Here is a 26,084-nt window from a genome sequence, read left to right as displayed (position 1 = left end):
GAGTATCTGAGTCATGATAAAGCTGAGCGTTCCGTCTGGCGATAGCTGTAAAAGCCAGGCTACTCGCGGCTTTTGGTTTGCGGGCGTGGACCCTGTCAGCACCCAATGGCATGACATCTGGAAATAATCTCGCTTGTGAGCGGCGTTCGCCCGCCTCGATACTTTCGGCACATTCGCCGTCGAGCACCGTCATGGCCCTGGATTACCGATTTACGCCTGCCTTCGAAAACCCCACCGGCTCGGCCATACGCGAGCTGTTCAAGTACCTGTCGGTGCCGGGCATGATTTCCTTTGCCGGTGGCTATCCGGCGTCGGCGTTTTTCGACGAGTCCGGCCTGCGCGAAGCCGCGGAGCAGGCCATGCGCGAAGCCCCCCTGGACTGTTTGCAATACGCCGCCACCGAAGGCTTGCCGGCGCTGCTCGAACAGTTAGTGAGTCTGATGGCGCGGCGTGGCGTGGCGGTTGAGGCGGATGAGTTGATAGTGACGACCGGTTCGCAACAAGGCTTCGACCTGTTACTCAAGGTGTTGCTGGCCCCCGGCTCGTCGGTACTGGTGGAATGCCCGACGTATCCGGCAGCGTTGCAGGCGTTGCGCCTGGCCGGGGCGCAGGTGCTCAGCGTGACGACCGATGCCGACGGCCTGGACACCGATGCCTTGGCGCAGCAGCTGGCAGGGCGTGCGCGCGGCGATGTCGCGATGCTTTATTGCGTGCCCACCTTCGCCAACCCCACCGGCGCCTGTCTGCCCCTGGCGCGGCGTCTGGCGCTGCTGAAGCTGGCAGTCGCGCACGATTTTCTGGTGGTCGAAGACGATCCTTACGGTGCGCTGCGCTTTGCCGGCGAGGAAGTGCCTTCGCTGTTGGCGTTAAGTCGGCAGGTGGAGGGCGCCGAGGGGCGGGTGATCCATCTGTCCAGCCTGTCCAAGGTGCTCGCGCCAGGGCTGCGCGTGGGCTGGATGGTGGCGCCTGCTGCGGTCCGCCAGCGCTGCCTGGTGGCCAAGCAGACCGTGGACCTGTGCACGTCGCCCTGGGCGCAGCGCATCGCCGCCAATTACCTCGCGGCAGGGGCGCTGGAACGGGCGCTGCCGGGTCTGGCGCAGGGCTATCGGGAGAAGTGCGAGCGCATGCTGGCTGGGTTGCAGCCGTTGGCGGAGTATCTGCAGGTGAGTGCGCCGGCAGGCGGTATGTTCGTCTGGGGCCGTTGCCTGCATGGCCTCGACGCCAAGGCATTACTGCCGCGGGCAATCGAGCAGAAGGTGCTCTTCGTGCCCGGCAGCGCCTTCTACGGCCAGGACCCGGACCCCAGCAGCATCCGTCTGTCGTTCGCCGCACCTGGGTTGGCCGACATCGACGAAGGCCTGCACCGATTGCGTCAAGCGTTCGAGCAGTAGAATTCGCGGCGAGGCCGCGTCGGCGGTGCGTGCGGTGTGCCTGGATGAATGCGGTGAGGCCGGAACAGGACTACGCGGTCGGTGTAGCAGCGGCGCGAGCCGCGTCGGCGGTGCACGCGGTCTCGACCCATCACTGGCCCAGCTTCCAATGCCCGATCAGAAGAACACTTTTACCAACAAACTCGCCGTATTCTGATTGGTATCGAAATAACGACTGTCCTTGATCCCATACTTGTTGTCCCAATAATCGTATTCAAAACCTACATACACTTGCTGCGCGCCTTGACCCAAGGCTTTGCCCAAGTCGTATTTGACCTGCGGGTTGAAATGCAGATTGGCGTGGTACTCGCCATGCTTGTTCGAATCGTTGCCCACCACCCAGTCGGCAAAGCCGTCGATGAGAATGTCCGAACGACCGACCGGCAGGGTATAGGACCACACCGGTGTGATCTGCCAGACATTGTCCCCGGCGCGGCTGCCTTCGGTTTGACGGTTATAGAAATTCAACTGGAAATAATCGAACCCCGGCAGAGCCAGGTCGACGGCCGGACCGATCAGATAAGACTCGTTATCCCCTTCGCCAAACTCGTAAGTCATGGCCAACAGCACATCCTTGATCGGACCGAAGCGGAACGTGCGATCGAAGATCTTGCTCATCGACAGGCGCGGGCTGAACTCACCGTAATAGGTGTCGTTGCCGTTGGTACCATCGGCTTCGCCATTGTAGAAAATCTTGTCGACGAACAGAAAGTTGTCGCCGTACTTCCAGGCATCGGCATGTTCGTAGGTCACGGTCTGCTGGTGGCTGGGGTTGACGGTGTAGTCCTTGCCCACCAGGTAGGTCAGGCTGGTGCTCTGCCACTGGAGCCAGTCGCCAGCGGCCATCGCGGTGCCGGCATGGGCCAGGCCGGCAGCCAGAAACAGGCTCGGTAGTGTGGTTTTCATTCAATCGCTCTCAGGTCAAATAAGTGTGGTAGTTGTGTGGGCACTCTAGTGGCGCCTCTTTTGTTGTCCCGAAGGTCAACTTGTAGTTGCCGCCGAACGCGCGCAAGGCGTCCGCGGACCGGTCATCCGAGTTAGCCAGTTTTCGTCCGGGCGGATAGATTCGTCAGTGTTCAGTGATGCAGCAATTAACGCGGTTCAGCCACTTCGCACGCCGCGCCTTCCAGCGGCGGCGCAGGGTAGGGGTTTGCGTAGCCACTGGCAAGCCGCATTGGTTTTATCTTTTCAGTCTTGATCAGGGCAACTAAGCCAGCCGTCCTTATAATGATTAGGCGCCCTGTGCCATGCCCCGGAAGTTACAACGACGGGTCGAGCGACAATAAGTCGCACGCCTCGAAGAAGAACTCGTCGCAATTGTTGCCCGGGCCTTTTCGATCCACGATCAGGAAGTCATCCTGATCGTGCAGTGCCAACACCGGATGATGCCAGACACCCTTATGGTAATTGATGCCCTGACGACCATCGCTGATGAACGCGCGCACGTCTTCGCTACGCGGGACGGCGCCGGCCGGTGCGACCACGATCAGAAAGGCGTTGCCCAACAACGGAATGAACGCCTGACTGCCCAGTGGATGACGTTCGAGCATGCGTACGGTGAGCGGCATCGGCAAGGTGCGGGCGCGGAAAATGCTGATCACGGCCTGATCCTGCTCGGTGGCCAACTGCACGTCCGCCAGGCGATCGAAGCGTTGGGTCGAACCGTTGTTGATCAGGAAGTGTGCGCTGCCCTCGGTTTCGATCACGTCGCCAAACGGCGCAAACGCGGCCTTGGTCAAGGGTTCGATCGGTAATGTACGCATGCTGGGTCCTATTATGAAGGGATGCTATCGGGCCAGAGTGCCCAGCACTCGCAGTCGGCTCACACCGCCGTCGGGGAAGACGTTGAGCCGGATGTGGGTGATCGGCCCCAGTGCCTTGATCTGCTCCGCAAAGCTGTGCTCCTGGTGCATCTGCAGCTTCTGGCTGGGCAGCAGTTCACGCCAGAACAGGCTTTGGGTCTCGATCTGGCTGTCGGTCCCGCCCTTGACGAACGCACCCTGGATCGAACAGCTGTCTGGGTAGTTACCCTTGAAATGCAGGGTGTCGACGATCACCTGCTGCACCACGCCAGGATGCCCGAGGGCCACGATGACCCAGTCGTTGCCAGGCGTGCGTCGCCGAGCGGTTTCCCAGCCGTCGCCCATATTGATGCCACGGCCGGGGTTGAGCAGGTTGCTCATGCTGCCGTAGTGTTCGTCCGAGCAGGCCAGTGCGCGTCCGCCGTTGAGGGCGCTGGCGAGGTCGATCTGCTCCTCGTCGCTGGTGCTCGACCAGCTGCGGAACGGCACGCCATACACGCGCAGGCGGGCCACACCGCCGTCCGGGTAGATATTGAAGCGCAGATGGCTGAACGCGCTGTCGTTGTCGATGCTGTGGTAGTGATGGCTATTGCCCTGCAGCTCGACCGCGCTGAGGATTTCGACCCACGGGGTCTGGTCGTCAGGTTCGCCTTCGCTGATGAAGCAGGCTTCCAGTGACGCCGAAGGAGGGAAGTTGCCGGTGAAGAACGAGGTGTCGATGTCCACGCCCTTGATCGAGCCTGGCGCGCCAAGGCGGATCACTGCGCTGTCATAGCCTTCGAAGCGCTTGCGCCGCGATTCCCAGCCGTCCATCCACTTGCCGTTGTCGTCGAAGACGCCTTCCTTCCACACCGCCGGGGTGGGCTGGAACAGCCGGTTGACGTCGGCGAACCAATCGTCGGTCACTGAAATGGCCCGGGTACCGAGGCGGGCATCGGCCAGGTTGACGTACTTCTGGAACGGTGCGGCGTAGGCTTTCATGAATACGGATCTGCCTTGAACGAGGGTTGATGATCAGTCTGTCCGTCACCGCGGGTGCGGCGGCGGGGCTATGGGGTTACAGGGCTTGCAGGCGAAACAGGGCAATCTTGTCGATCTCGCGCAGGGCGCAGGCGAATTCGTCTTCGGGGGAATGATCGATCCGCGTTTCGAACGCCGCCAGTATCTGCCTTCGATCGCTGCCCTTGACCGCCATGATGAAAGGGAATCCAAAGCGCGCCCGATACGCATCGTTGAGCCGGGTAAAGCGCTGGAACTCGTCGGGCGTGCACTGACTGATGCCGGCGCCGGCCTGCTCCTGAGTGCTCGCTGCGGTGAGCTCACCCTGCACTGCGGCCTTGCCGGCCAGGTCGGGGTGGGCATTGATCAATGCCAGCAGGGTGGTGCGGTCGGCGTCGGCCACCACCTGGCTCATGCAGGCATGCACCGCCTCGATGTCATCGCGCTGTTGCGGCGACAGTCGCTCGAATGCCTGTTCGGCCACCCACGGCGAGTGCTCGTAGATGTCGCCCAGTGCTGCGACGAACTCGGCGCGGTTGAGTTGGGAAGGCTGCAGGGTACGAAAGTGGCTCATGGGCGCGGGCTGCCTGGGAAAGGATGAACCTGCTGCCAGTGCCTGGCGATATCGACCCGGCGCGCTAACCAGACCTGCTCGTGGCCCTGGACGTAGTCGATGAAACGCTTGAGCGACGCCAGACGTCCGGGTCGGCCGATGAGTCGGCAATGCAGGCCGATGGAAAGCATCTTGGGCGCCTCCGCGCCTTCGGCGTACAGCACGTCGAACGCGTCCTTGAGGTAGTCGAAGAAATCGTCGCCCTTGTTGAAGCCCTGCACCTGGGTGAAGCGCATGTCGTTGGTGTCCAGGGTGTAAGGGATCACCAGGTGGGGGCGATCCGCGCCGGGTTGCCAGTAGGGCAGGTCATCGTCGTAGGCGTCGCTGTCGTAGAGGAAGCCGCCTTCCTCCATCACCAGGCGACGGGTATTGGGCCCGGTGCGTCCGGTGTACCAGCCCAGCGGCCGCTGGCCGATGATGTCGGTGAGGATGCGGATGGCGTCGAGCAGGTGCTCGCGTTCCACCGCTTCATCGACGTTCTGATAGTCGATCCAGCGGTAGCCATGGCTGCAGATTTCGTGGCCGTCGGCGACCATGGCGCGGATCGCCTCGGGGTGTCGCTGCGCGGCCATGGCCACCGCGAAGACCGTCAAGGGGATCCCGGCTTGGCGAAACAGCCTGAGAATGCGCCACACGCCAGCACGGCTGCCGTACTCGTACAGCGATTCCATGCTCATGTTGCGCTGGCCCTGCAACGGCTGCGCCGCAACCATCTCCGACAGGAAAGCCTCGGACTCGCTGTCGCCGTGCAGCACGTTGCGCTCGCCGCCTTCTTCATAGTTGAGGACGAACGACACGGCGATACGGGCATTGCCCGGCCAGTGCGGATGGGGCGGTTGGTCACCGTAGCCGATCAGGTCGCGGGGGTAGTCGAGGCTCACCGAAGATTTCCTTTTATACGTGGCAGAACGCGCTCGAAAAGGCGCCATGGGAAGGCGTTTTCAGGCTTGAATCGATTGTATACAACGGTATGGACAATTTGTAAGCTCGAGTCTCGGGCCGTTGGATGGCCGTATCCTTGCAAACGCGATGATGCAGGCTCTTGCAAAGAACCTGCCCAATCGGTCAGCAATCTGCATCGACGCGTGTTTTGCGGCTTTTGTTTTTGCAAGGTGTCAGGTGCCACGCCCCATTGCGGCGCGTACCGCACGCTTGCGCTCCATCACGGTGCGCCGTTGGCGTGCCCCCTGAACAGGTGAAATCAACCATGGGACGCTTGACCACACACGTTTTGGACGCCGCACATGGGTGTCCCGGTAACGGCATTCGAGTGCGTCTGTACCGCGTCGACGGCGAACAGCTGGAACTGCTGGTAACGGCCGTGACCAATTCCGACGGGCGTTGCGATGTGCCGCTGCTGGAGGGTGAGCACTACCGTTCGGGTGTGTATCAGCTGCACTTCGGTGCAGGTGACTACTATCGCAGCCGCGGTACCGTCACCACGGCGCCGGCGTTTCTCGACGAGATCGTCCTGCGGTTCGGCATCGATGCAACTCAGGAGCACTACCATGTGCCCCTGTTGCTGTCACCGTACAGCTACTCCACCTACCGCGGCAGTTGATGGGTTCATTTGAGCCCGAGCTTCTTGCGCATAGCGACGGTGATGCTTTGGCGGGTGCTGAAGAAATCGGCCCAGGGATCGTTTTCAAGCTCCGCCAGGCGTTCGAGTACGCTGTCGATGTCCCACTGGTCGCCGCCCTTGATCTGCGCCACTTCCTCCCGGGTGACCGGCACCGAGACCGGCAACCCATCCCGCGCTCGCGCCGCGTAGGCGCAGGCCGTGGTTGCGCCCAGACCGTTGCGCAGGTAATCGATGAAAATCCGGCCGACCCGGTTTTTCGGCCCCGAGACGGCCGTGAAGCGTTCCGGCATCAGTTTGGCCATGTGTTCCACCACGGCGCGGCTGAATGCCTTGACCTCATCCCAGCCCAGCTTGCGCGTGATCGGTACCACCACATGCATGCCCTTGCCACCACTGGTCTTGAGGAACGATGCAAGGCCCAGTTCGTCGAGCAGGGTCTGAGTCAGTTGAGTGGCTTCGACCATGCTTTTCCAAGGCAAGCTAGGGTCCGGGTCCAGGTCGAGTACGAAGCGGTCGGGATGTTCGAAATCCTTCGCGGTCGCGTTCCAGGTGTGCAGTTCCACGGTGCCCATCTGCACCGCGCCCAGCAGTGCCTGACCATCGTTGATGACCATCGCGGCCTGACCCGCCTCGTCCTTGTCGAAGGTGAGAATGTGCGGGATCGCCAGGTGGCCGGCGTGCTTCTGGAAGAACAGCTCGCCACCCACGCCGTCGGGTGCCCGCACCAACGCCACGGGGCGTTGCTTGAGGTGTGGCAGCAACCAGGGAGCGATGCGCCCGTAGTATTCGGCCAGCTGCATCTTGGTGGTGCCGCTGGTGGCATCGATGACCCGCTCGGGGTGCGTGATGCGCACCTGCCCGACCAGGTCGGCGTCGTCGGCCTTGCTGGCTGCCTTGCGCGGCTTCCGTTCTGACTTGCTTGCCGATTTGGCGGACGTACCGGATTTGGCCGCTGGCATTTCGGGGGTGATCTCCTTGGCGGGCTTGTCAGTGCGCAAGCCATGGAAAACGGCGTGGCGGACGGCGCCGTCGCGGGTCATTTCGGCATAGGCCACTTCCGCCAACAGCGTGGGCTCGAGCCAATGTACGCCACGGGCTTGAGCGCCCGTAGGAGGATTGACGAGCGCCGGGCGGGCGGTCTCCAACCCCTGCAACTGCGCGAGCAGGGTGCGCAACGTGGTTTCGCTGAAGCCGGTGCCGACCTTGCCGGCGAATCGCAACTCGCCGCTGTCGGCATCGTGCAAGCCCAGCAACAGGGCGCCGAACGCGCTGCGGCTGCCCTTGGGCTCGGTGTAGCCGACGATGACGAACTCCTGGCGGCGCTTGCATTTGAGCTTGATCCAGTCGCTGCTGCGCCGCGACACATAAGGGCTGCCGACACGCTTGCCGATCAGGCCTTCCATATCCATCTGGCAAGCGCTTTCGAGCAACGAGTCAGCTGATCCGGCAAGGTCGTCGGAGCACTTCAGCGCGTCGTCCGTGTTGGTTTCCAGCACCTTGGCCAAGGCACTGCGACGCTGCTCCAGAGGCACGGCGCGCAGGTCCATACCGTTGAGGTAGGGCAGGTCGAACAGGTAGAAAACGATGTCACCGCTGCGCTCGTTCTCGAATGCGTTCTGCAAGGCCTGGAAGTCCGGCACCCCGCGCTCGTTGGCGACCACCACTTCGCCATCCAGCCATGCCGACTGTAAGCCCAGGGCAGCGAGCGCCTGGGCCTGGCGCGGCAGCTTCGCTGTCCAGTCGTGGCCGTTGCGGGTGAAGAGGTTGACCTGATCGCCGTCGATGCGAGCGACGATGCGGTAGCCGTCGAACTTGATCTCGTAGCGCCAGTCGCCTTCGGGTGCAGAGTCCACCAGTGTGGCCAATTCGGGTTTGAGGCTGGCGGGCAAGGCGGCCGCCTTGGCGCCTTCCAGCTGGATAGTTTTGCTTTTGGAGCTTTTGGACGTGGCTTTGGCTGCAGGTTTGGTCACCGGTTTCGCGGCTGCTTTGGTGGTGCGCTTGCGCGACACCAGGGTGCGTTCGCTGATGACGCTGTCGGGTTCGGCGACGAGCACGTCGTACTCGGCCAATGGGCGTGCCGCAGCGTCCTTGGATTTGATCAGAAACCACTGCTCGCGTTTGCCAGGCATGTGGGTCTTGACCAGATTCCAGGTGCCGCCCAGCTTCTCGCCCTGCAGGACGAACTTGAGCTTGCCGTTCTCATAGGCCTGGTGAGGATCGCCTTCGGGAATCCAGGTCCCGCGGTCCCAGACGATCACGTCACCGGCACCGTAGTGCCCGTCGGGAATGTTGCCCTCGAAGCTGGCGTAGTCCAGCGGATGGTCTTCGACATGCACCGCCAGGCGCCGAGCCTTGGGGTCCAGTGACGGTCCCTTGGGCACTGCCCAGCTCTTGAGCGTGCCGTCCAGTTCCAGGCGAAAGTCGTAGTGCAGGTGGCTGGCATCGTGTTTCTGAATGCAGAACTGCAATGCCCGCGCCGCCTTGCCGCGTTTGCCACTGCGCCCGGCGCCGGAAGGCTCCGGGGTGGCGTCGAAGTCACGCTTGCGGTTGTACTCCTCCAGAGCCTTAGTCATGGTGTTCCTCACTCATGATGCGCTGCCGATGGGTCAGCGCAGGCAGAACAGCGCGACCTGCGGGGCTTCGCCTATCCATTGATGGCTGACGTCCCAGCCGGCCGCAGCCGCCAGTTCGGTGAAGGACTGCACGGTGAACTTGTGCGAGTTCTCGGTGTGCAGCCGTTCTCCGGGTTTGAACGCGAAGGTGCGACCGGCCACCCGGACCTGTTGGGCTTTCTGGCTGACCAGGTGCATTTCGATCCGCTCGTACTCGGGGTTCCACAGCGCCAGGTGGTCGAATGCCGCCTCGTCGAAATCGCCGTCGAGTTCGCGGTTCATGCGCGTCAGCAGGTTCTTGTTGAAGCGTGCGGTAACTCCGGCCGCGTCGTCATAGGCGGCTTCCAGGGTGGCCGCATCCTTGACCATGTCCACGCCGATGATGAAGCGCGCATCGGGCCCAAGCAGCTCGCGCGCCGAACGCAGGAAGCGTACGGCCTGCGGACGGGTGAAATTGCCCAGCGTCGAGCCCGGAAAGAAGCCCACGCGCGGATGACCCTGAGTCTCGGCCGGCAGGTGCAGGGCACGGGTAAAATCGTCCACCAGCGGTGCGATGCGCAGGGCAGGGTAGCGTTGGCGCAGCCGGGCGCTCGCGCTTTCCAGCGCATTGCTGCAGATGTCGATGGGCACGTACAGCCCAATCTGCGGCACCGCATCCAGCAACAGACGCACCTTGTCGCAGGCGCCGGCACCGAACTCCACCAGCGCCGCATCGTCGGCGACCCACTCGGCCAACTGCGGCGCGATCTCGGTCAGCAGCGCCGTTTCGGCGCGGGTCGGGTAGTACTCGGGCAGGGTGCAGATGGCTTCGAACAGCTGCGAGCCCTCGGCATCGTAGAAGTACTTCGGCGAGATGGATTTCTGCGCTGCCGACAGTCCGGTGATCACATCGCGGGCGAACTCATCGCTGCCGTCGTTGCGGGTGCTGTAGGGCGACACGTCGCGCGCCAGACGCACGCCGGAGAACATCCAGCGGCAGCCGGGGCCGAAGAAGTTGCGGTAGGTGGGGCGGGTGTGTCCGACCGGGGTGATACTGGCGCCGCCACGCAACACCATCTGGTTGATCATGAACTTGCCGTTGTATTCACCGACCGCGCTGACCGCAGGCTGGAAGCCGGGGTAGGCACTGTAGGCGCTCTGCGTCCACTGCCAGGCTACATCGTCGAGTTGCTGCAGGTGTCCACTGCCAGCGGCGATTTCCCATTCCGCTTCGGTGGGCAGGCGTGCGCCGGCCCATTGCGCGAAGGCAGCCGCTTCGTAGTAGCTGATGTGCACCACGGGTCCGTCGAGTTGCAGCGGTTGCAGCCCGCGCAGGCTCATCTCGTGCCAGGCACCGGCGCGGTCCTGCTGCCAGTAGAACGGGGCATACCAGCCTTCGGCCTGAACCGTGGCCCAACCGTCGGCCAGCCACAGGCCGGCCTGGGTGTAGCCGCCGGCTTCGATGAATTCCAGCCATTCACCGTTGGTGACCAGACGGTCGGCGATTTCGAAGGCCTGGGCGAACACTTTGTGTCGCGGGCCCTCGTTGTCGAAGGCGAAGCCGTGACCGTCATGGCCGATCTCGACCAGACCGCCGGCCTGGCCAATGAAGCGGCCCCGGCGACCGGACGTGTCGGCTGGCCAGGCCGGGTCGTACGCCGGCTTGAGCGCCGAGACGCTGAACAGGTGCAGGATATCCATCAGCAACAGCTCCTGATGCTGTTGCTCGTGGGACAGACCCAATTCGATGAGCGATTGGGCTTCAGTGTCCAGATCGCCGCTGAGCAGGGCTTCCATGTGCCGATCGACATGCGCGCGATAGGCCAGCACGCGGTCCAGTCCCGGACGCGTCATCAAACCGCGCTGAGGACGCGGCTGGCGCGGGCCGACTGCTTCGTAGTAGGAATTGAAGAGGTAGCAGAAATCCGGGTCGAACGGGGTGTAGTGCGGCACTTGTTCAGCGAGCAGGAAGGTTTCGAAGAACCAGCTGGTGTGGGCCAGGTGCCATTTGGCCGGGCTCGCGTCGGGCATCGACTGCGCGCCCATGTCTTCGGCGCTGAGCGGACTGGCCAGGTGTTCGCTGTGGCGGCGTACCTGCTGGAAGCGCTGCAGCAGGTCGTGCGTAGGGGTAACAGGCACGGCCTGCCGGGAAAGACTGTTCATCAAGAGGCTGCTCCGACGGCTCCGTCGAGGGTGACGGTGGGAAACGGGGGCAGAAGCGCTTTTCTATCGCTTTCCGCACGACCGACGGTGGGCTTCAGCGCCGGACTAAAGGGTGTGACTGTGCAACCGGGAGCAGGTTCGCCCGCTGATCGAAATCCTTGCGCTCGATGCGATATGTCACCCTTTATCTCGCTCGTTCTTCCAGGCTTACGGCGTCCGGGAGCACCGCAGTTGTATGGGCACAGCGCCTGACCCACAATGCATTGTCAACCGAGGAGTGACGATGAACGCGTTCGAAGACATGCGGCTTTTCGTTCAGGTGCTGGACTCGCACAGCTTCACGGCCGCCGCCGAGCAATTGGGGGTTTCCAAGCAATACATCAGTCGCCGCTTGATGCAGCTGGAAAACCGCCTGGGCGCACGCCTGCTCAATCGCTCCACGCGCCGCCTGGATGTCACCGCCCTGGGCCAGAGCTATTACGACTCTGCCGTGCGTCTGCTGGCTGAAGTGGAACAGGTCGAACAGGTCATCGCTGGCCAGGCCGCCGAACCCCGCGGCACGTTGCGGGTGAGTGCGCCACTGTCCTTCGCCATGGCGCAATTGAGCACGCTCATGCCCCGATTCCTGCAACGCTACCCTCAGGTCCAGGTCGAAATCGACCTCAGCGATCGCCCCGTCGACCTGCTCGGCGAAGGCTACGATCTGGTCCTGCGCATCGGCACGCTGGAAGACTCGTCGCTGGTCGCCCGGCGCATCGCCTCCATCGCCCGCGTGTACTGCGCAAGCCCGGACTATCTGGCTACACGTGGCCGACCCACCACGCCCCAGGAACTGACCACCCATGACTGTCTGCCCTACGGCCACGCGCGCCAGGTGCAATGGCGCTTCGAAGTGGGGGGCAAACCGCTGGTGATCGGTGTGAGCGGGCGCATGCGCGCCAACAACGGCGAGTTGTTGTGCGAGGCAGCAGTGGCCGGCATGGGAATCGCCTACCTGCCTCGATTCATCGTTCAACACGCACTGGCGTCAGGGCAACTGCAAACCGTACTGGATGAGTTCGTTACCGAGCCTTTGGCGCTCTCGGCCGTGTATCCGCAGCATCGGCAGACGTCACGACCGGTGCAGGTCCTGGTCGACTTCCTGCGCGAACATTTGAGCAATCTCTGAGCATGGCCCGCCGAGTGCGAGTAGCACTCAAACGTGGCTCAGCGCAATTCCGAACGAAACGACGATCATGCAGCACAGGGTCAGGTTGATATTCATTGGTACAAATCCTAGGGGAAATAATGGGACCTATAGTGCTGATCCCGCCCGCTCAGGAAAAATTCCGTTTTTCGATAGCGATCATCGACTTCCGTGATGCAAGTAACGATTCAGCTTCTGCGCCGCGGCCGGGACACCACCGACTCGATGTTCTTGCGCCCGATCAATCGAGTCGGCGCTGCGGGCTCTTCGGCCAGCCACTTGTACATCACCAGGCAATCGACCAGCCCCAGGTGAGCATGCCGATAGGCGCGCGGCAGGCGCCCCACGGTCTCGAAACCCAGCTTGTGCCACAAGGCCACCGCCACTTCGTTACTGGCCACCACCGAATTGAACTGCATGGCCAGAAAACCGCTGTCGCGCGCCACCTGCTGCGAGTGCTCGCACATCAGCCGCGCCACGCCTCGACCGCCCGCCGCTTCGCTGACCATGTAGCCGCAGTTGCACACGTGGTTGCCGGGACCCGCCGCGTTGGCCTTGAGGTAGTAACTGCCGAGCAACTGACCCTGTTCATCTTCGGCAACGAAAGTGTGCAGGGGCACCTTCAACCAGGTGTGTTCGGCGGCTTCGCGGTCCATGGCCGGATCGTAGGCGTACGTCTGCTGGCCCTGAACCACCGCGTCGAAGGTGGGCCAGAAACGGTCGAAATCGGAAGAGGTCATGGGGCGAATGGTGATCATGGGGCGCTCGCTGCGGATCGGGATCGGCTGTCGAAGACGGTCGCCTGGCACGCACGCCCGGCAACCGCCCCGAGTGGCCGGGACGGTACCTATCCTACCATCCGCCGCAGGCTTTGCAGCCGCAGCACTGGCGCTGATGGCTACCGCTGTGCCAGCGTATCGGGCTGCCAGCCGCCGCCCAAGGCCTTGTAGATCGCAACGATGCCGCGATACAACTCGGTTTCACCCTGGGCCTGGGCGTCCTCGGCGCTCAAGCGTTCACGCTCGGCATCGAGCAGCACCAGGTAATCCGCCGTGCCCTCGCGGTACTGGATCGAGGCCAGCGCTGCCGCCGCGCGACTCGACTCGCTCTGGCGCATCAAGGCCTGCACGCGCTGCTGGCGTTTGCCGTAGTCACTGAAGGCATTTTCCGACTCTTCCAGCGCCAGCAACACATCCTGTTCATAGCTGGCCAGCGCGCCTTCGGCATCGGCGTTGGCTGCACGGATCTGCGCCCTCACGCTGCCCAGGTCGAACGCGGCCCAAGTGATGCTTGGCCCCAGTCCCCAAGCATTGGCCGCGGACGAGCCGATCTGCGAACCGCGTGCCGCCGTGAAGCCCAGGAACCCACTGAGGCTGACCCGGGGGAACAGATCGGCCGTGGCCACGCCGATCTGCGCGGTGGAGGCGGCCAGTCGCCGTTCGGCACTGCGGATGTCCGGTCGGCGCCGCAGCAATTGGGTCGGATCGCCGATCGGCAAGGCCTTGGCAATGGCCGGCAACTGCGCAGGGCTCAGGTCCACACTCAATTGGTCCGGCCGCTGGCCGAGCAGGGTAGCGATGCGGTTGCGCGCACGCACCTGTTCGGCCTGCAACTGCGGCACGGTCGCCTCGACGGCCGCGAGCCGCGCATCGGCCCGGACCACGTCCAGTTGATTGCCCACACCGGCTTCCTGCAGGCTGCGGGTGATACCCCGCGAATCCTGCTGGTTCTTCAGGTTGGCCAGGGCGATCTTCTCGCGCAGTTGCGCGCCGCGCAGTTGCCCGTAGGCATCCACCAGGTCGGCGATCAGGGTGACCTGCAACTGCTGGAGGTCGGCCGCCGCTTCGCCTTGCTGCGCGTCACTGACCTCCAACTGCCGCTGGATGCGCCCGAACAGGTCGATTTCCCAGGCCATGTCCAGGCCCAGGTCGTAGCGCTCGGTATTGACCCGATCGCTGGTCTGGCCGGGAATCTGGCTCTTGCCGATCTCGCTGCTGGCGCGGCTGGTCACCACCGGGAAGCGATCGTTGGCCACGTCGTCGCGGATGGCCCGAGCCGCCTTGAGGCGGGCGAAGGCCACCCGCAGCTCGCGGTTGCCCTGCAGCGATTCGTTGACCAAACGGTTGAGCGTCGGGTCGTCGAATTGCTGCCACCACACCGCATCGAACGGCTCGGCGCGGTAGTAGCGAGTGTCCTGGGCCGCTGCCACGCTCGCCTGCAGATCCTGCGGCGCGCGATAGTCCGGGCCCACCGCGCAAGCGGCCAAAGCCAGCACCAGCAAGCTGGGCAGTAGGGGTTTCAAATGACTCATGGTTGTACCTCAGGCGTGAGCGCACGATCCGCCTTGCGGGCCTCGCGACGCTCGACATGGCGACGGATCAGAACGAAGAACACCGGTGTCAGCAGCAAGCCGAAGAAGGTCACCCCCAGCATGCCGGAGAACACCGCCACGCCCATGGCATGACGCATCTCGGCGCCGGCGCCGGACGACAGCACCAGGGGCACCACGCCCATGATGAAGGCGAACGAAGTCATCAGGATCGGCCGCAGCCGCAAGCGGCACGCTTCCAGTACCGCGGCCAGCGGATCCAGACCTTCCTCCTGTTTGTCCTTGGCGAACTCGACGATCAGAATGGCGTTCTTGCACGCCAGCCCGACCAGCACGATCAAGCCGATCTGGGTGAAGATGTTGTTGTCGCTGCCCGCGATCATCACCCCGGCAATCGCCGAGAGCAGGGTCATGGGCACGATCAGGATCACCGCCAGCGGCAGGCTCCAGCTTTCGTACTGTGCGGCCAGCACCAGGAAGGCCAGCAGCACGCACAGCGGGAACACGAACAGCGCAGTGTTGCCCGCCAGAATCTGCTGGTAGGTCAGCTCGGTCCATTCATAGGCCATGCCGTTGGGCAACTCTTCCTTGAGCAGCTTCTCCACCGCCGCCTGGGCCTGGCCCGAGCTGTAGCCCGGCGCTGCGGCACCGTTGATCTCGGCCGTGACGAAACCGTTGTAATGCATCACCCGGTCCGGGCCGGCGGTGTCGCTGACCTTGATGAAGGTCGCCAGCGGGATCATCTCGCCCCGATCGTTGCGCACCTTGAGCTGGCCGATCTGCTCGGCTTCCAGGCGGAACTGCTGCTCGGCCTGGACGTTGACCTGATAGGTGCGCCCGAAGCGGTTGAAGTCGTTGGCGTACAGCGAACCCAGGTACACCTGCAAGGTGTCGAAGATATCGCTGATGGCCACGCCGTGCGTCTTGGCCTTTTCCCGGTCGATCGCTGCATCCACCTGAGGCACGTTCACCGTGTAGCTGGTGAACAGCCCGGCCAGCTCCGGCACGCTGCGACTCTTGGCGATGATGTTCTGGGTCTGCTTGTACAACTCGTCATAGCCCAGGTTGCCGCGGTCTTCGATCTGCAGGCGGAAGCCGCCGATGGTGCCCAGGCCCATCACCGGTGGCGGTGGGAAGATCGCCATGTAGGCGTCCTGGATACCGGCGAACTTGCCGTTGAGCTCGGCGGCGATGGCGTTGGCCGACAGGCTGGCGTCCTTGCGCTGATCGAAGTCCTTGAGCGCGACGAAGACGATGCCGTTGTTGGGGCTGTTGGTGAAGCCGTTGATCGACAGCCCCGGGAAGGCGATGGCGTTCTCCACGCCGGGCTGCTTCAAGGCGATGTCCGACATGCGCTTAATCACATCTTCGGTGCGGTCCAGGCTGGCGGCGTCCGGCAACTGGGCGAAGGCGACCAGGTACTGCTTGTCCTGCGAAGGTACGAAGCCGGTCGGCGTGTTGGCGAAACCGAACCAGGTCAGCACCATGAAGCCTGCGTACAGCAGCATGGCGATACCGCTGCTGCGGATCACCCGTGCGACGGTGCCGACATAGCCATGGCTGGCCTTTTCGAAGAAGCGGTTGAAGGGCCGGAACAGCCAGCCACCCAGCAGCCTGTCGAGGAACCGGGAGAACCGGTCCTTGGGCGCGTCGTGCCCCTTGAGCAGCACCGCCGCCAGTGCCGGCGACAAGGTCAGCGAGTTGAACGCCGAAATGACCGTGGAAATGGCGATGGTCAGGGCGAACTGCTTGTAGAACTGCCCGGTGAGGCCGGAAATGAACGCCGCCGGCACGAACACCGCGCACAACACCAGAGCCGTGGCGATGATCGGCCCGGTGACCTCGCGCATGGCCCGCTCGGTGGCGGCCACCGGTTCCAGGCCCAGCTCGATGTTACGCTCGACGTTCTCTACCACCACGATGGCGTCGTCCACCACGATGCCGATGGCCAGCACCAGACCGAACAGCGACAGCGCGTTGAGCGAGAAGCCGAACATGTGCATCACCGCAAAGGTGCCGATCAGCGACACCGGTACCGCCACCAGCGGAATGATCGACGCCCGCCAGGTCTGCAGGAACAGGATCACCACCAGCACGACCAGGATCAGCGCTTCGAACAGGGTATGCACCACCGCTTCGATCGAACCGCGCACGAAAATGGTCGGGTCGTAGACGATGCTGTAGTCCATGCCTTCAGGGAACGACTGTTTCAGTTCGGCCATCTTGGCCCGAACCTGATTGGACACGTCGATGGCATTGGAGCCGGGCCGCTGGAAGATCGGCAGGGCCACTGCCGGCTGGTTGTTGAGCAGCGAGCGCAGCGCGTACTGGCTGGAGCCCAGCTCCACCCGGGCGATGTCCTTGAGGCGGGTGATTTCACCGTCGTCGGCGGCGCGCACGACGATGTTCTCGAACTCTTCCTCGGTGACCAGGCGACCCTGGGTGTTGACCGACAGCTGGAAACTGCTGGCATTGGGCGCAGGCGGGGCGCCCAGTTGGCCGGCAGCGACCTGGCGGTTCTGTTCGCGAATGGCGGTGACCACGTCGGTGGCCGTCAGGTTGCGCGACGCGGTCTTGTTCGGGTCCAGCCAGACCCGCAGCGAATAGTCGCCCATGCCGAACAGCTGCACGTCGCCGATGCCGTTGAGCCTGGCCAGTTCGTCCTTGATGTTCAAGGTGGCATAGTTGGACAGGTAGAGCATGTCGTAGCGCTGGTCGGGGGAGGTCAGGTGGACCACCATGGTCAGGTCCGGCGAGGCCTTGTCCACGGTGATGCCGATCCGGGTCACCTCTTCAGGCAGCTTTGGCTGAGTGCGGGTCACACGGTTCTGCACTTGCACCTGGGCGTTGTCCAGGTCGGTGCCCAGAGCGAAGGTCAGGGTCAGGGTCAGCTTGCCGTCGGCGGTGGACTGCGAGGACATGTACAGCATGTTCTCCACACCGGTGATGGCCTGCTCCAGAGGCGCGGCCACCGTTTCACCGATGACCTTGGGGTTGGCACCGGGGAAACTGGCACGCACCACCACGGTCGGTGGCACCACTTCGGGGTACTCGCTGATCGGCAGCTGGAACAGCGAGATGGCGCCGGCGATCAGAATGATCAGCGACAGCACGGCGGCGAAGATCGGCCGCTTGATGAAGAATTGAGAGAAGTTCATCGCAGTGATCCCTTAACCGCGTGGAGTCGAAACGCTGGCAACCTTGACCGGCGTTGCGGGCGTGTTGCTGGCTTCCAGGGCCTGACGTTGTTCGGCCAGGGCGGCGAGGGTCGCGGGGCTGGCCATCTGGGCAACCTCGGGATCGACCTGGGCACCGGGCCGGACGCGCTGCAGGCCATTGATGACGATGCGGTCACCCTTGTTCAGGCCGCTGCGCACGATGCGCAGGCCTTCCAACTTGGGCCCCAGCTCGATGCTGCGGTAGGCGGCCTTGTTGTCCGGGTCCATCACCAGCACAAATTTCTTGCCCAGGTCGGTACCTACCGCTTCGTCCTTGATCAGCACGGCCGAGTAGGTGGCGCTGCCCACCAGCTTCAGCCGGGCGTACAAACCAGGGGTGAAACTGCCATCCTTGTTGTCGAACACCGCGCGACCGCGGATGGTGCCGGTCTTGGGGTTGACCTGGTTGTCGACGAAATTCATGTGCCCCAGGTGCGGGTTGCCGGGCTCGTTGGAGAGGCCCAGGTAGACCGGGGTGGTCTGGCCACGCTGACCTTGCCGGGCCAGTTGGGTGTACTTGAGGTACACCCGCTCGTCGGCGTCGAAGTAGGCGTACACCTTGTCGGTGGAGACCACACTGGTCAGCGGCGTCACATCGGCGGTGACGATATTGCCGGCGGTGATCTCGGCGCGGCTGACGCGGCCGCTGATCGGCGCTGTCACGCGGGTGAAGCTCAGGTTCAGGCGGGCCAGGTCCAGCTGTGCCTGAATGCCGGCCAGCGCGGCGTGCGATTCCTGCGCGGCGCTGCTGCGGGTTTCGGCCAGCTCGGCGGAGATGGCGTTGCTCGCCTGCAGGCGCTGACCGCGCTGGGCTTCGTTGTCGCTGCGCACGGAATTGGCGCGGGCCTGTTGCAATTGCGCTTCCAGGCGCCGCACTTCGGCCTGGAACGGCCGCGGATCGATCTGGAACAGCAGGTCGCCCTTGTTCACCAGGGCGCCCTCGGTGAAGGCTACCTGGTCAATCTGGCCCGACACGCGTGGACGGATTTCAACGGTTTCCGGCGCTTCGAGGCGTCCGGTGAACTCGTCCCATTCATTGACCGGCTGTTCCAGCACCTGAGCCACGGTGACCTTGGGAGCAGGCAGGGCCTGGGCAACGTCCGGCGTTTTGCCGCAGGCGCTGATCACCATCAGCGCAAGGGCCGCCAACGGGAAACGCAACGGAGTGAGTGACTGGTGCATGTGCAGATCCGCCAATTGAGTTAAGGGAGCATTAACGATGGGGCGGATGATGCGGCGCGGGCGCGACCATCGACGAATCGAATGGTTCGAAGGTAACTATCAGCGTGAATGATGAACACCGCACAAAGTGCTTGGTTTTCAGGTAGATACTAAGCTTGCTATCGATCTCATCGATAGAAGCGCGACGGCGGCTTCGGCGGTGACGGCACAGATATACAATCTTTGAAATACTTTCCCACTGTAGGAATTTGTTCTGGCAGCGGTAGGATCAGATTCCGAAACTACTCAAGACCTCTATGAACCCCCTCCCGGAACCTTGCAGTCCCGCGCTTCCCGCAACATCCTTCCCTTGCCTGACGAGTAACCTTCCATGGAATGGCTAGCCGACCCCACGGCCTGGCTCGGCCTGGCGACCCTGATCGTCCTGGAACTGGTTCTGGGTATCGACAACCTGGTTTTCATCGCGATTCTCGCCGACAAGCTGCCGCCCCATCAGCGCGACCGCGCGCGGGTGATCGGTCTGTCGCTGGCGTTGATCATGCGTCTGGGCCTGCTGGCCAGTATTTCCTGGATGGTGACCCTGACCGAGCCGCTGTTCGAGGTGTTCGGCAAGACGTTCTCCGGGCGTGACCTGATCATGCTGTTCGGCGGTGTCTTCCTGCTGTTCAAGGCCACCATGGAGTTGCACGAAAGGCTCGAAGGGCATGTCGCGCAGCGGGCCGGGGTCAAGACCTACGCGCTGTTCTGGCCGATCGTTGCGCAGATCGTCGTGCTCGATGCGGTGTTCTCCCTGGATGCGGTCATCACCGCCGTGGGCATGGTGGATGAACTGTCGATCATGATGATCGCGGTGATCTTCTCCATCGGCCTGATGATCGTCGCCAGCAAGCCGTTGACCCGTTTCGTCAACAGCCACCCGACGGTGATCATGCTGTGCCTGGGCTTCCTGATGATGATCGGCTTCGCGCTGACCGCCGAAGGCCTGGGCTTCCACATTCCCAAGGGCTACCTGTACGCCGCGATCGGTTTCTCGATCCTGATCGAGGTGTTCAACCAGATCGCGCGGGCACGGCGCAAGCACAAGCACCAGGACCGGCCGATGCGCGAGCGCACCGCCCACGCCGTGTTGCGCCTGCTCGGCGGTCGTCGTCCGGCCAGCGAAGCCATGGACGAGGAGATCGAGGATCTGGTGGGCGAGGAGCCGAGCGAAGCGCTGTTCGACCGCCGCGAGCGGGTGATGATCAGCGGTGTGTTGAACCTGGCCGAAAAGCCGATCCGCAGCATCATGACCGTGCGTGCCCAGGTCGACTGTCTGGATTTGGACGCGTCGCGGGAAGTCACCGAGCAGACCCTGATGCAGTCGTCCTACTCACGCCTGCCATTGATCGCTCAGGGTCAGGTCGACGAGCCGCTGGGCTTCGTCCACAAGAAAGAGCTGCTCAAGCAGCTGCTGGCCGGTGAGGCACCGGACCTGGCCAGCCTGGCGCGCCAGCCGATCAACCTGCTCGAAAGCTTCAGCATTCTCAACGCCTTGGAGCAGATGCGCGCGCAGTCCACGCACATCGCGTTCGTGGTCAACGAGTTCGGTGGGTTCATCGGGATTCTGACCATGACCGACATTCTCGAATCGATCGCGGGCGAGCTGCCCGACGCCAGCGAAGTGCAGGCGCCGGACATCGTCGAGCAGGACGATGGCTATCGCGTCAGCGCCGCACTGGACCTCAGGCAGATCCAGACGCGCATAGGCTTCGACGCGCCGCCGACCAATGACTACCAGACCCTGGCTGGCATGGTCATGAGCCTGCTCGACCGCTTGCCCAAACAGGGCGATACCCTGCACTGGGAGCAATGGACCCTGACCGTGTTGACGGTCGAGGAACGTCGGGTCAAGCAAGTGCTCCTGCGCAAGCAGCCAGTAGACGTCTAGCGCGGTATCACACCGCGCGACGCGAGCGGGCCAGATGCTTGGCCCCCTCGAACATCAACACCAGCACCGCCAGCCAGATCGGCAAGTAGGTCAGCCACTGGTCTGGCGCGATGCTCTCGCCCAGCAACAGCGCCACACCCACCAACAACACCGGCTCCACATAGCTGAGCAGCCCGAACAGGCTGAACGGCAGCAAGCGGCTGGCCATCACGTAACAGATCAATGCCGAGGCGCTGATCACTCCCAGAATCGGGATCAGCACATACAGCATCGGCCGTGCGTCCATATCCGCCGATGACAGATGCCCCTGTACGATGAACAACAGCGCCGCTGGCAGCATCAGGCACATGTCCGTCCACAGCCCGCCCAGGTGATCGTTGCGGCACGCCCGACGCAGCACGAAATACACCGGGTAGCCGGCCGCCACCAGCAGCGTTTCCCAGGCGAAGCGGCCATGCTGGAACAGTTCGTGGCCTACACCACAGGCGGCGCAGAGCACCGCCAGTTTCTGCAGATGCGAGAGCTGTTCGCCATACACCAGACGCCCGGTCAGCACCATGGTCAGCGGCAGCAGGAAATACCCCAACGACACTTCCAGGCTGCGCCCGTGCAGCGGTGCCCAGAGGAACAGCCACAGCTGCACGCCCATCAGCGCCGAGGTACCGATCGAGCCGAGCAGCAGTGCCGGGCGCTGGGCAATGCGACGCCAGACCTTGCCGATCAGCGGCAGATCGCCGCTGAGCCACATGAACAGGGTCACGCAGGGCAGGGTCAGCAGCATGCGCCAGCCGAACATCTCTTCGCCGCTCAGGGGCGCCAGCAACGAGGTATAGAAATACATCACGGCGAACAAGGTCGACGCCGTGACGGATGTGATGATGCCTTTGGACAAGGGAGCCTCGAAACGCAAAAAACCTGACTGAGCCGACAATGATCTCAGGCGGTCGAGCCGGGTACAACCTGTGCGTTCAGAGGCCGTGCTTTCGGCCCTGCCGCAGTGCCCGCTCGAAATCCGTCGGCGGCATGGGCCGGGCGAACAGATACCCTTGCAGGTACTTCACCTCCCGTGCCGCCAGATAGGCGCGCTGCTCCTCGGTTTCCACGCCTTCAGCTACCACTTGCAGCCCCAGCTTGGCCGACAGCTCGATGATGCTGTCCAGCACATGCCGCGAAAGGGTGTTGACGCCGATCATGGCCACGAAGCTCTGGTCGATCTTGAGGAGGTCGACCTTGAATTGCTGCAGATAGCTCAGGCTCGACTGGCCGGTACCGAAATCGTCGATCGCAATGCTCACGCCCAGTCCACGCAGACGGTCGAACAGCCCGTGGATCTCGGCGCAGGGCTGGATCAGCTCACGTTCGGTCAGCTCCAGGGTCAAGGCGATCCGGCCTTGCGGAAAAGCATCGAGGAATGCCTTGCAGTCGTCGAACAACGCCGGGTCCTGGCAATGCCGCGCGGTGACATTGATGCCGACGTGGAAACCCTCCGGCAGGTGATCCAGGCAGGCCGCCAGTTGGTGCGCCGTGCGCTTCATCAGCAGGCGGGTCATGGGCACGATCAATCCACAGTCTTCGGCATAGGGGATGAACAAATCCGGACGGACCAGGCCTTCGCGCGGGTGCTGCCAACGCATCAACACCTCCACACCGGCCCAGGCGGCCCCCTGGCTGAACACGATGGGCTGGAAGAAGGGCACGAATTCCCCGGCATCCAGAGCGCGTTGCAGTTCCTGGTAGCGCGATGGGGAGCGGCTCATGGCCCAACGGCAGAGCCCACCGGCGACCGCCGCTATCAGCAGCAGCAGGGAGAACATCCCGATGTACTGCTCACGAATCAAGGTCCAGCGGGCCCCGGCCGGGAAGCCACTGACGACGCTGAACGGATAACGCGCAGACTTCAACTGCGAGTGGGCCACCGCCGACACGGGTGCAGTGCCTTGATGAACCTTGCCATTGGCCTCGATCCAGTTCGGACCCACCTGCAGGGTGATCGCGTTGGCCGAGCCCATCATTCGCAAGGCGTTGGACAAGTGATAGCCGTCGACGGTGCTCAATACGCTGGCCTGGCCACGGGTGGCACGATAGATCAACAAACCGCGGTCAGGTGTCACCGGATTGCCCGCCAGCAACCACAACTGTCCATCGACGTAGTCGAGCGGGTCCACTGCTTCGCTGACGTCGCCGGACAGGGAGCTGCAATACAGTGTGCCGGCGTCGATCAGGTTCACCGAGCGCACGAAGGGCCGCCGGGTGACCTGATCGAGCAGGGCTGGCTGCACCTGAGCGCACGGTTGGCCGGACAGTGGCAGGACTGCATCGGCGGCTGCCGCCACGTTGTCGAGGATAAGTTCGAATTGCTCGATCGCCAGTTGACTGGTGCGCACAGCCGCCGAGTTCAGCGAACGGTCGGCTTCCCAGCTCAAAATGAGCGCGCCGCAGACCAATGGCACCGCAGCCGCTACCCAGGGCAGCAGCAGACGCGAATATCGGCGTTTGGAAGCGGCGAGTTGCAACGGCATGAAGGCGACAATCCTTGTGCGCGGAGACAGCGGACGGGGAAGTCGCCATCATTTCATGAAAGCGCCTGCAGGGGCAGGCGCGGGTACTTATTTATCCTTGGATTGATCCGGCTTCTGCATCTGCACCGAGGACGGCGTACCGTCGTTGTTGCCTTTGGTGGTGCTCTTGTCAGCGCTGTCGAAACAGCCTTGCAGCAGCGCCAGGCTAAGCACCAGCCCAGCGAATGGAAGCATTTTCATGGTGATCTCCGGTGTTCAAGGCGTACTGGTTTGACTCGGTCGTATCCATTTGGTTGCCTGCCAGGCGCTGTCCTCCCACGACCTATTGCGACTGCGCAAGGTCACATGCAAGGCCAGTCAGCCAAGGGAGCCCGGCACGGATGAAAAAACTCAAGATCGCCACCTTCAACGTCAACGGCATCCGTGCGCATCAGGCCAACCTGATCGCCTGGCTGGAGCGCGATCAGCCGGACATCGTGTGTCTGCAGGAGCTCAAGGCAGCCGACAAGGACTTCCCCGCCAGCGTGCTGGAAGCCGTAGGGTACGGTGCCCTCTGGCACGGACAGTCGTCATGGAATGGCGTTGCCATCCTGGCTCGGGATGCGCAACCCCTGGAGAGTCGTCGCGGCCTGCCCGGCGATCCGGACGAGCAGCAGAGCCGCTACCTGGAAGCGGCCGTGCACGGCGTACTGGTCGGCTGCCTGTACCTGCCCAACGGCAACCCCCAGCCAGGCCCCAAGTTCGACTACAAACTGGCCTGGTTCGAACGCCTCATCGAGCACGCCAGGACGCTGCAATCCAGCGATCATCCTGTCGTACTGGCGGGTGACTACAATGTAGTGCCCACCGACCAGGACATCTACAGCCCCAAGTCCTGGCTCAAGGACGCCTTGCTGCAACCAGAAAGTCGGGAAGCCTATGCGCGGCTGCTTGAGCAAGGCTGGACCGACGCGCTACGCGCGCTGTACCCGGAAGAGCGCATCTACACCTTTTGGGACTACTTCCGACAGCACTGGCAGAAGAATTCCGGGTTGCGCATCGATCACCTGCTGCTCAACCCGGCACTGGCGCCGTACCTGACGGACGCCGGCGTGGATGCCTGGGTGCGCAACGAGGCACACGCCAGCGACCATGCGCCGACCTGGATCCAGATCGGCACACGCAAGCGCAAGCTCTGATGCTTCAGGCGTCGGCCACCCCTCGCAGGCGCTGGGCGCCCTTGCGCAGCAACTGCTCGGTTGCGGCCCAGCCCAGGCAGCCATCGGTGACCGACACGCCATAGCGCATGTGTCCGCTGATGGGCTGATTGCCTTCCTGCAAATGGCTTTCCAGCATGACGGCTACCAACGACCGATCGCCGTCCAGGCGCTGCTGCAGCACATCGTCGAACACCGCTGGCTGACGCAGGGGGTCCTTGCCACTGTTGGCATGACTGCAGTCGACCATGATCCGCGCTTTCACACCTGCCTTGGCCAGGTCGTGGTGGACTTGGGCGACACTCTGCCGGTCGTAGTTCGGGCCTCGGTGGCCGCCACGCAACACCAGATGGGTATCGGGATTGCCGGTGGTGTCGATCATCGCCGGGTGCCCTTGCGGATCGATACCGAAGTGGCGATGAGCATGCGCCGCACTGCGCATGGCATCGCAGGCCACGCCTACACTGCCGTCGGTGCCGTTCTTGAAGCCCACCGGGATGCCCAGGCCGCTCGCCAGTTCGCGATGGATCTGCGATTCGGTGGTGCGCGCGCCGATTGCGACCCAGCTCAAGAGGTCATCGAAGTAGCCCGCTGCCATTGGCTGCAGCACTTCGCTGGCCAGCGGCAGGCCCAGGGTCAGCATTTCGCGCATCAGGTCGCGGCACAGGGTCAGGCCGCCCGCCATGTCGTCGGTGCCGTCCAGGTAAGGATCGTACGCCAGGCCTTTCCAGCCCACCGTGGTGCGTGGCTTTTCCACGTAGGCGCGCATCACCAGCAGCATTTCGCCGTTGAGCTCGTGGGCCAGCTGGCTCAGGTTGCGGGCGTATTCGAGCGCGGACTTCGGATCGTGCAGAGAGCAGGGGCCGACCACCACCAGCAGGCGTGGGTCACGGCCTTCGAGAATGGCGCGGATGGCAAGACGGTGGTTCTGCACCTGGGCTGCGAGTGGGTCCGGTACGGGCAACTGCTGCTTGAGCGCGAAGTGACTGGGCAGACGATGGGTTGCCGATGTATTGGCAGCGTCCTTCACCGCATGGGGCTGGACGAGGGTGGTGCGAGGCAGAGCGGTCAGGCTGTTGTTCATGATCAAGGTCCTGGACAGCGGCGGGGTGGTTGCCCGCTTGCGCTGTCCTGTCAAGGTGTTCGACAAAGTGCCGGGGAATCTGGACTGAGGGTCATGCCACCCATGAACGACCGGTCGGAGGCGGCAGGTTGGCCCGAACGGAGGTTGCTAAATCGCCAGAAGTCGCAGGTGTCGAAACGGTAATAGGTGAAGTAGGTCATGAAGCGTTCCTCGATTCGTGGCGCAAGTGCCGGTTGAAACAGAATGTGCTGAAAAACGTGAAG

At 63.3% G+C, this 26,084-nt stretch carries 20 protein-coding genes; 5 read left to right on the top strand and 15 right to left on the bottom strand.

Annotated elements, in window-relative coordinates; translation table 11 throughout:
- Positions 1 to 191 precede the first annotated feature (191 nt).
- Positions 192 to 1,391, top strand: coding sequence for an aminotransferase-like domain-containing protein (locus BLV18_RS12530; protein ID WP_090358946.1), 1,200 nt, complete (start codon positions 192 to 194; stop codon positions 1,389 to 1,391).
- Positions 1,392 to 1,547: 156 nt separating this feature from the next.
- Here BLV18_RS12530 and BLV18_RS12525 read toward each other — a convergent pair whose 3' ends face one another.
- From BLV18_RS12525 to puuE, 5 genes are all read right to left on the bottom strand, one after another.
- Positions 1,548 to 2,336: an outer membrane protein OmpK gene (locus tag BLV18_RS12525; RefSeq protein ID WP_090358943.1), complete on the bottom strand. Its 789-nt coding sequence runs from the start codon at positions 2,334 to 2,336 to the stop codon at positions 1,548 to 1,550.
- Between the two features lie 353 nt (positions 2,337 to 2,689).
- On the bottom strand, positions 2,690 to 3,193 hold the full coding sequence (locus tag BLV18_RS12520) for an ureidoglycolate lyase (protein ID WP_090358940.1): 504 nt from the start codon (positions 3,191 to 3,193) through the stop codon (positions 2,690 to 2,692).
- A 24-nt stretch (positions 3,194 to 3,217) separates the two neighbouring features.
- Positions 3,218 to 4,213, bottom strand: coding sequence for an allantoicase (gene alc, locus BLV18_RS12515; protein WP_090358938.1), 996 nt, complete (start codon positions 4,211 to 4,213; stop codon positions 3,218 to 3,220).
- A 76-nt stretch (positions 4,214 to 4,289) separates the two neighbouring features.
- Entirely contained in the window at positions 4,290 to 4,805 is a 516-nt protein-coding gene (gene uraD / locus BLV18_RS12510; RefSeq protein ID WP_049859911.1) for a 2-oxo-4-hydroxy-4-carboxy-5-ureidoimidazoline decarboxylase, read from the bottom strand.
- Positions 4,802 to 5,725: an allantoinase PuuE gene (puuE, locus tag BLV18_RS12505; RefSeq protein WP_090358935.1), complete on the bottom strand. Its 924-nt coding sequence runs from the start codon at positions 5,723 to 5,725 to the stop codon at positions 4,802 to 4,804. Before puuE ends, uraD begins: the two co-directional genes overlap by 4 nt.
- 326 nt (positions 5,726 to 6,051) lie before the next feature.
- Here puuE and uraH point away from each other — a divergent pair, with 326 nt between their 5' ends.
- Positions 6,052 to 6,405 (top strand): hydroxyisourate hydrolase, encoded by a 354-nt coding sequence (gene uraH, locus BLV18_RS12500; RefSeq protein WP_056842263.1) that lies wholly within the window; start codon positions 6,052 to 6,054, stop codon positions 6,403 to 6,405.
- Positions 6,406 to 6,410: 5 nt separating this feature from the next.
- Here uraH and ligD read toward each other — a convergent pair whose 3' ends face one another.
- A complete protein-coding gene (gene ligD, locus BLV18_RS12495; protein ID WP_090358933.1) occupies positions 6,411 to 8,999 on the bottom strand; it encodes a DNA ligase D in 2,589 nt (862 codons plus the stop codon).
- A 33-nt stretch (positions 9,000 to 9,032) separates the two neighbouring features.
- Entirely contained in the window at positions 9,033 to 11,180 is a 2,148-nt protein-coding gene (egtB, locus tag BLV18_RS12490) for an ergothioneine biosynthesis protein EgtB (RefSeq protein WP_090358931.1), read from the bottom strand.
- A gap of 283 nt (positions 11,181 to 11,463) precedes the next feature.
- Here egtB and BLV18_RS12485 point away from each other — a divergent pair, with 283 nt between their 5' ends.
- The gene (locus tag BLV18_RS12485; protein WP_090358928.1) at positions 11,464 to 12,348 is read left to right on the top strand and encodes a LysR family transcriptional regulator; all 885 of its coding nucleotides are present in this window, start codon (positions 11,464 to 11,466) and stop codon (positions 12,346 to 12,348) included.
- Positions 12,349 to 12,554: 206 nt separating this feature from the next.
- On the opposite strand, the gene BLV18_RS12480 is transcribed toward BLV18_RS12485, so the two are convergent.
- The 4 genes from BLV18_RS12480 to mexE all read right to left on the bottom strand — a co-directional run bounded on the left by BLV18_RS12480 (position 12,555) and on the right by mexE (position 19,095).
- Positions 12,555 to 13,124: a GNAT family N-acetyltransferase gene (locus BLV18_RS12480; RefSeq protein WP_090358926.1), complete on the bottom strand. Its 570-nt coding sequence runs from the start codon at positions 13,122 to 13,124 to the stop codon at positions 12,555 to 12,557.
- Between the two features lie 140 nt (positions 13,125 to 13,264).
- Positions 13,265 to 14,677, bottom strand: a complete 1,413-nt coding sequence (locus BLV18_RS12475) for an efflux transporter outer membrane subunit (RefSeq protein ID WP_090358923.1) — start codon at positions 14,675 to 14,677, stop codon at positions 13,265 to 13,267.
- The gene (locus BLV18_RS12470; protein ID WP_090358920.1) at positions 14,674 to 17,853 is read right to left on the bottom strand and encodes an efflux RND transporter permease subunit; all 3,180 of its coding nucleotides are present in this window, start codon (positions 17,851 to 17,853) and stop codon (positions 14,674 to 14,676) included. The genes BLV18_RS12475 and BLV18_RS12470 overlap by 4 nt, the downstream gene beginning before the upstream one ends.
- 12 nt (positions 17,854 to 17,865) lie before the next feature.
- Positions 17,866 to 19,095, bottom strand: coding sequence for a multidrug efflux RND transporter periplasmic adaptor subunit MexE (gene mexE / locus BLV18_RS12465; RefSeq protein ID WP_090358918.1), 1,230 nt, complete (start codon positions 19,093 to 19,095; stop codon positions 17,866 to 17,868).
- A gap of 370 nt (positions 19,096 to 19,465) precedes the next feature.
- Between mexE and BLV18_RS12460 the strand changes: the two genes are divergently transcribed.
- The gene (locus tag BLV18_RS12460) at positions 19,466 to 21,022 is read left to right on the top strand and encodes a TerC family protein (protein ID WP_090358915.1); all 1,557 of its coding nucleotides are present in this window, start codon (positions 19,466 to 19,468) and stop codon (positions 21,020 to 21,022) included.
- Between the two features lie 7 nt (positions 21,023 to 21,029).
- Here the strand turns inward: BLV18_RS12460 and rarD are convergent, their stop codons facing one another.
- The 3 genes from rarD to BLV18_RS22400 form a co-directional block, all read right to left on the bottom strand.
- A complete protein-coding gene (gene rarD, locus BLV18_RS12455) occupies positions 21,030 to 21,914 on the bottom strand; it encodes an EamA family transporter RarD (RefSeq protein ID WP_090358913.1) in 885 nt (294 codons plus the stop codon).
- Positions 21,915 to 21,990: 76 nt separating this feature from the next.
- Positions 21,991 to 23,541 (bottom strand): EAL domain-containing protein, encoded by a 1,551-nt coding sequence (locus BLV18_RS12450; RefSeq protein WP_090358911.1) that lies wholly within the window; start codon positions 23,539 to 23,541, stop codon positions 21,991 to 21,993.
- 87 nt (positions 23,542 to 23,628) lie between these two features.
- Positions 23,629 to 23,781, bottom strand: a complete 153-nt coding sequence (locus BLV18_RS22400) for a hypothetical protein (RefSeq protein ID WP_167375944.1) — start codon at positions 23,779 to 23,781, stop codon at positions 23,629 to 23,631.
- A gap of 140 nt (positions 23,782 to 23,921) precedes the next feature.
- Between BLV18_RS22400 and xth the strand changes: the two genes are divergently transcribed.
- Positions 23,922 to 24,719 (top strand): exodeoxyribonuclease III, encoded by a 798-nt coding sequence (gene xth / locus BLV18_RS12445; protein ID WP_090358909.1) that lies wholly within the window; start codon positions 23,922 to 23,924, stop codon positions 24,717 to 24,719.
- 4 nt (positions 24,720 to 24,723) lie between these two features.
- On the opposite strand, the gene BLV18_RS12440 is transcribed toward xth, so the two are convergent.
- Entirely contained in the window at positions 24,724 to 25,821 is a 1,098-nt protein-coding gene (locus tag BLV18_RS12440; RefSeq protein ID WP_090358906.1) for a 3-deoxy-7-phosphoheptulonate synthase, read from the bottom strand.
- Between the last annotated feature and the right edge of the window lie 263 nt (positions 25,822 to 26,084).

Origin of the sequence: Pseudomonas coleopterorum, from assembly GCF_900105555.1 — a bacterium.
Lineage (GTDB): Bacteria > Pseudomonadota > Gammaproteobacteria > Pseudomonadales > Pseudomonadaceae > Aquipseudomonas > Aquipseudomonas coleopterorum.
The sequence above is the reverse complement of the archived record's forward strand: the minus strand, read 5'-3'. Positions and strand labels throughout refer to the sequence as shown.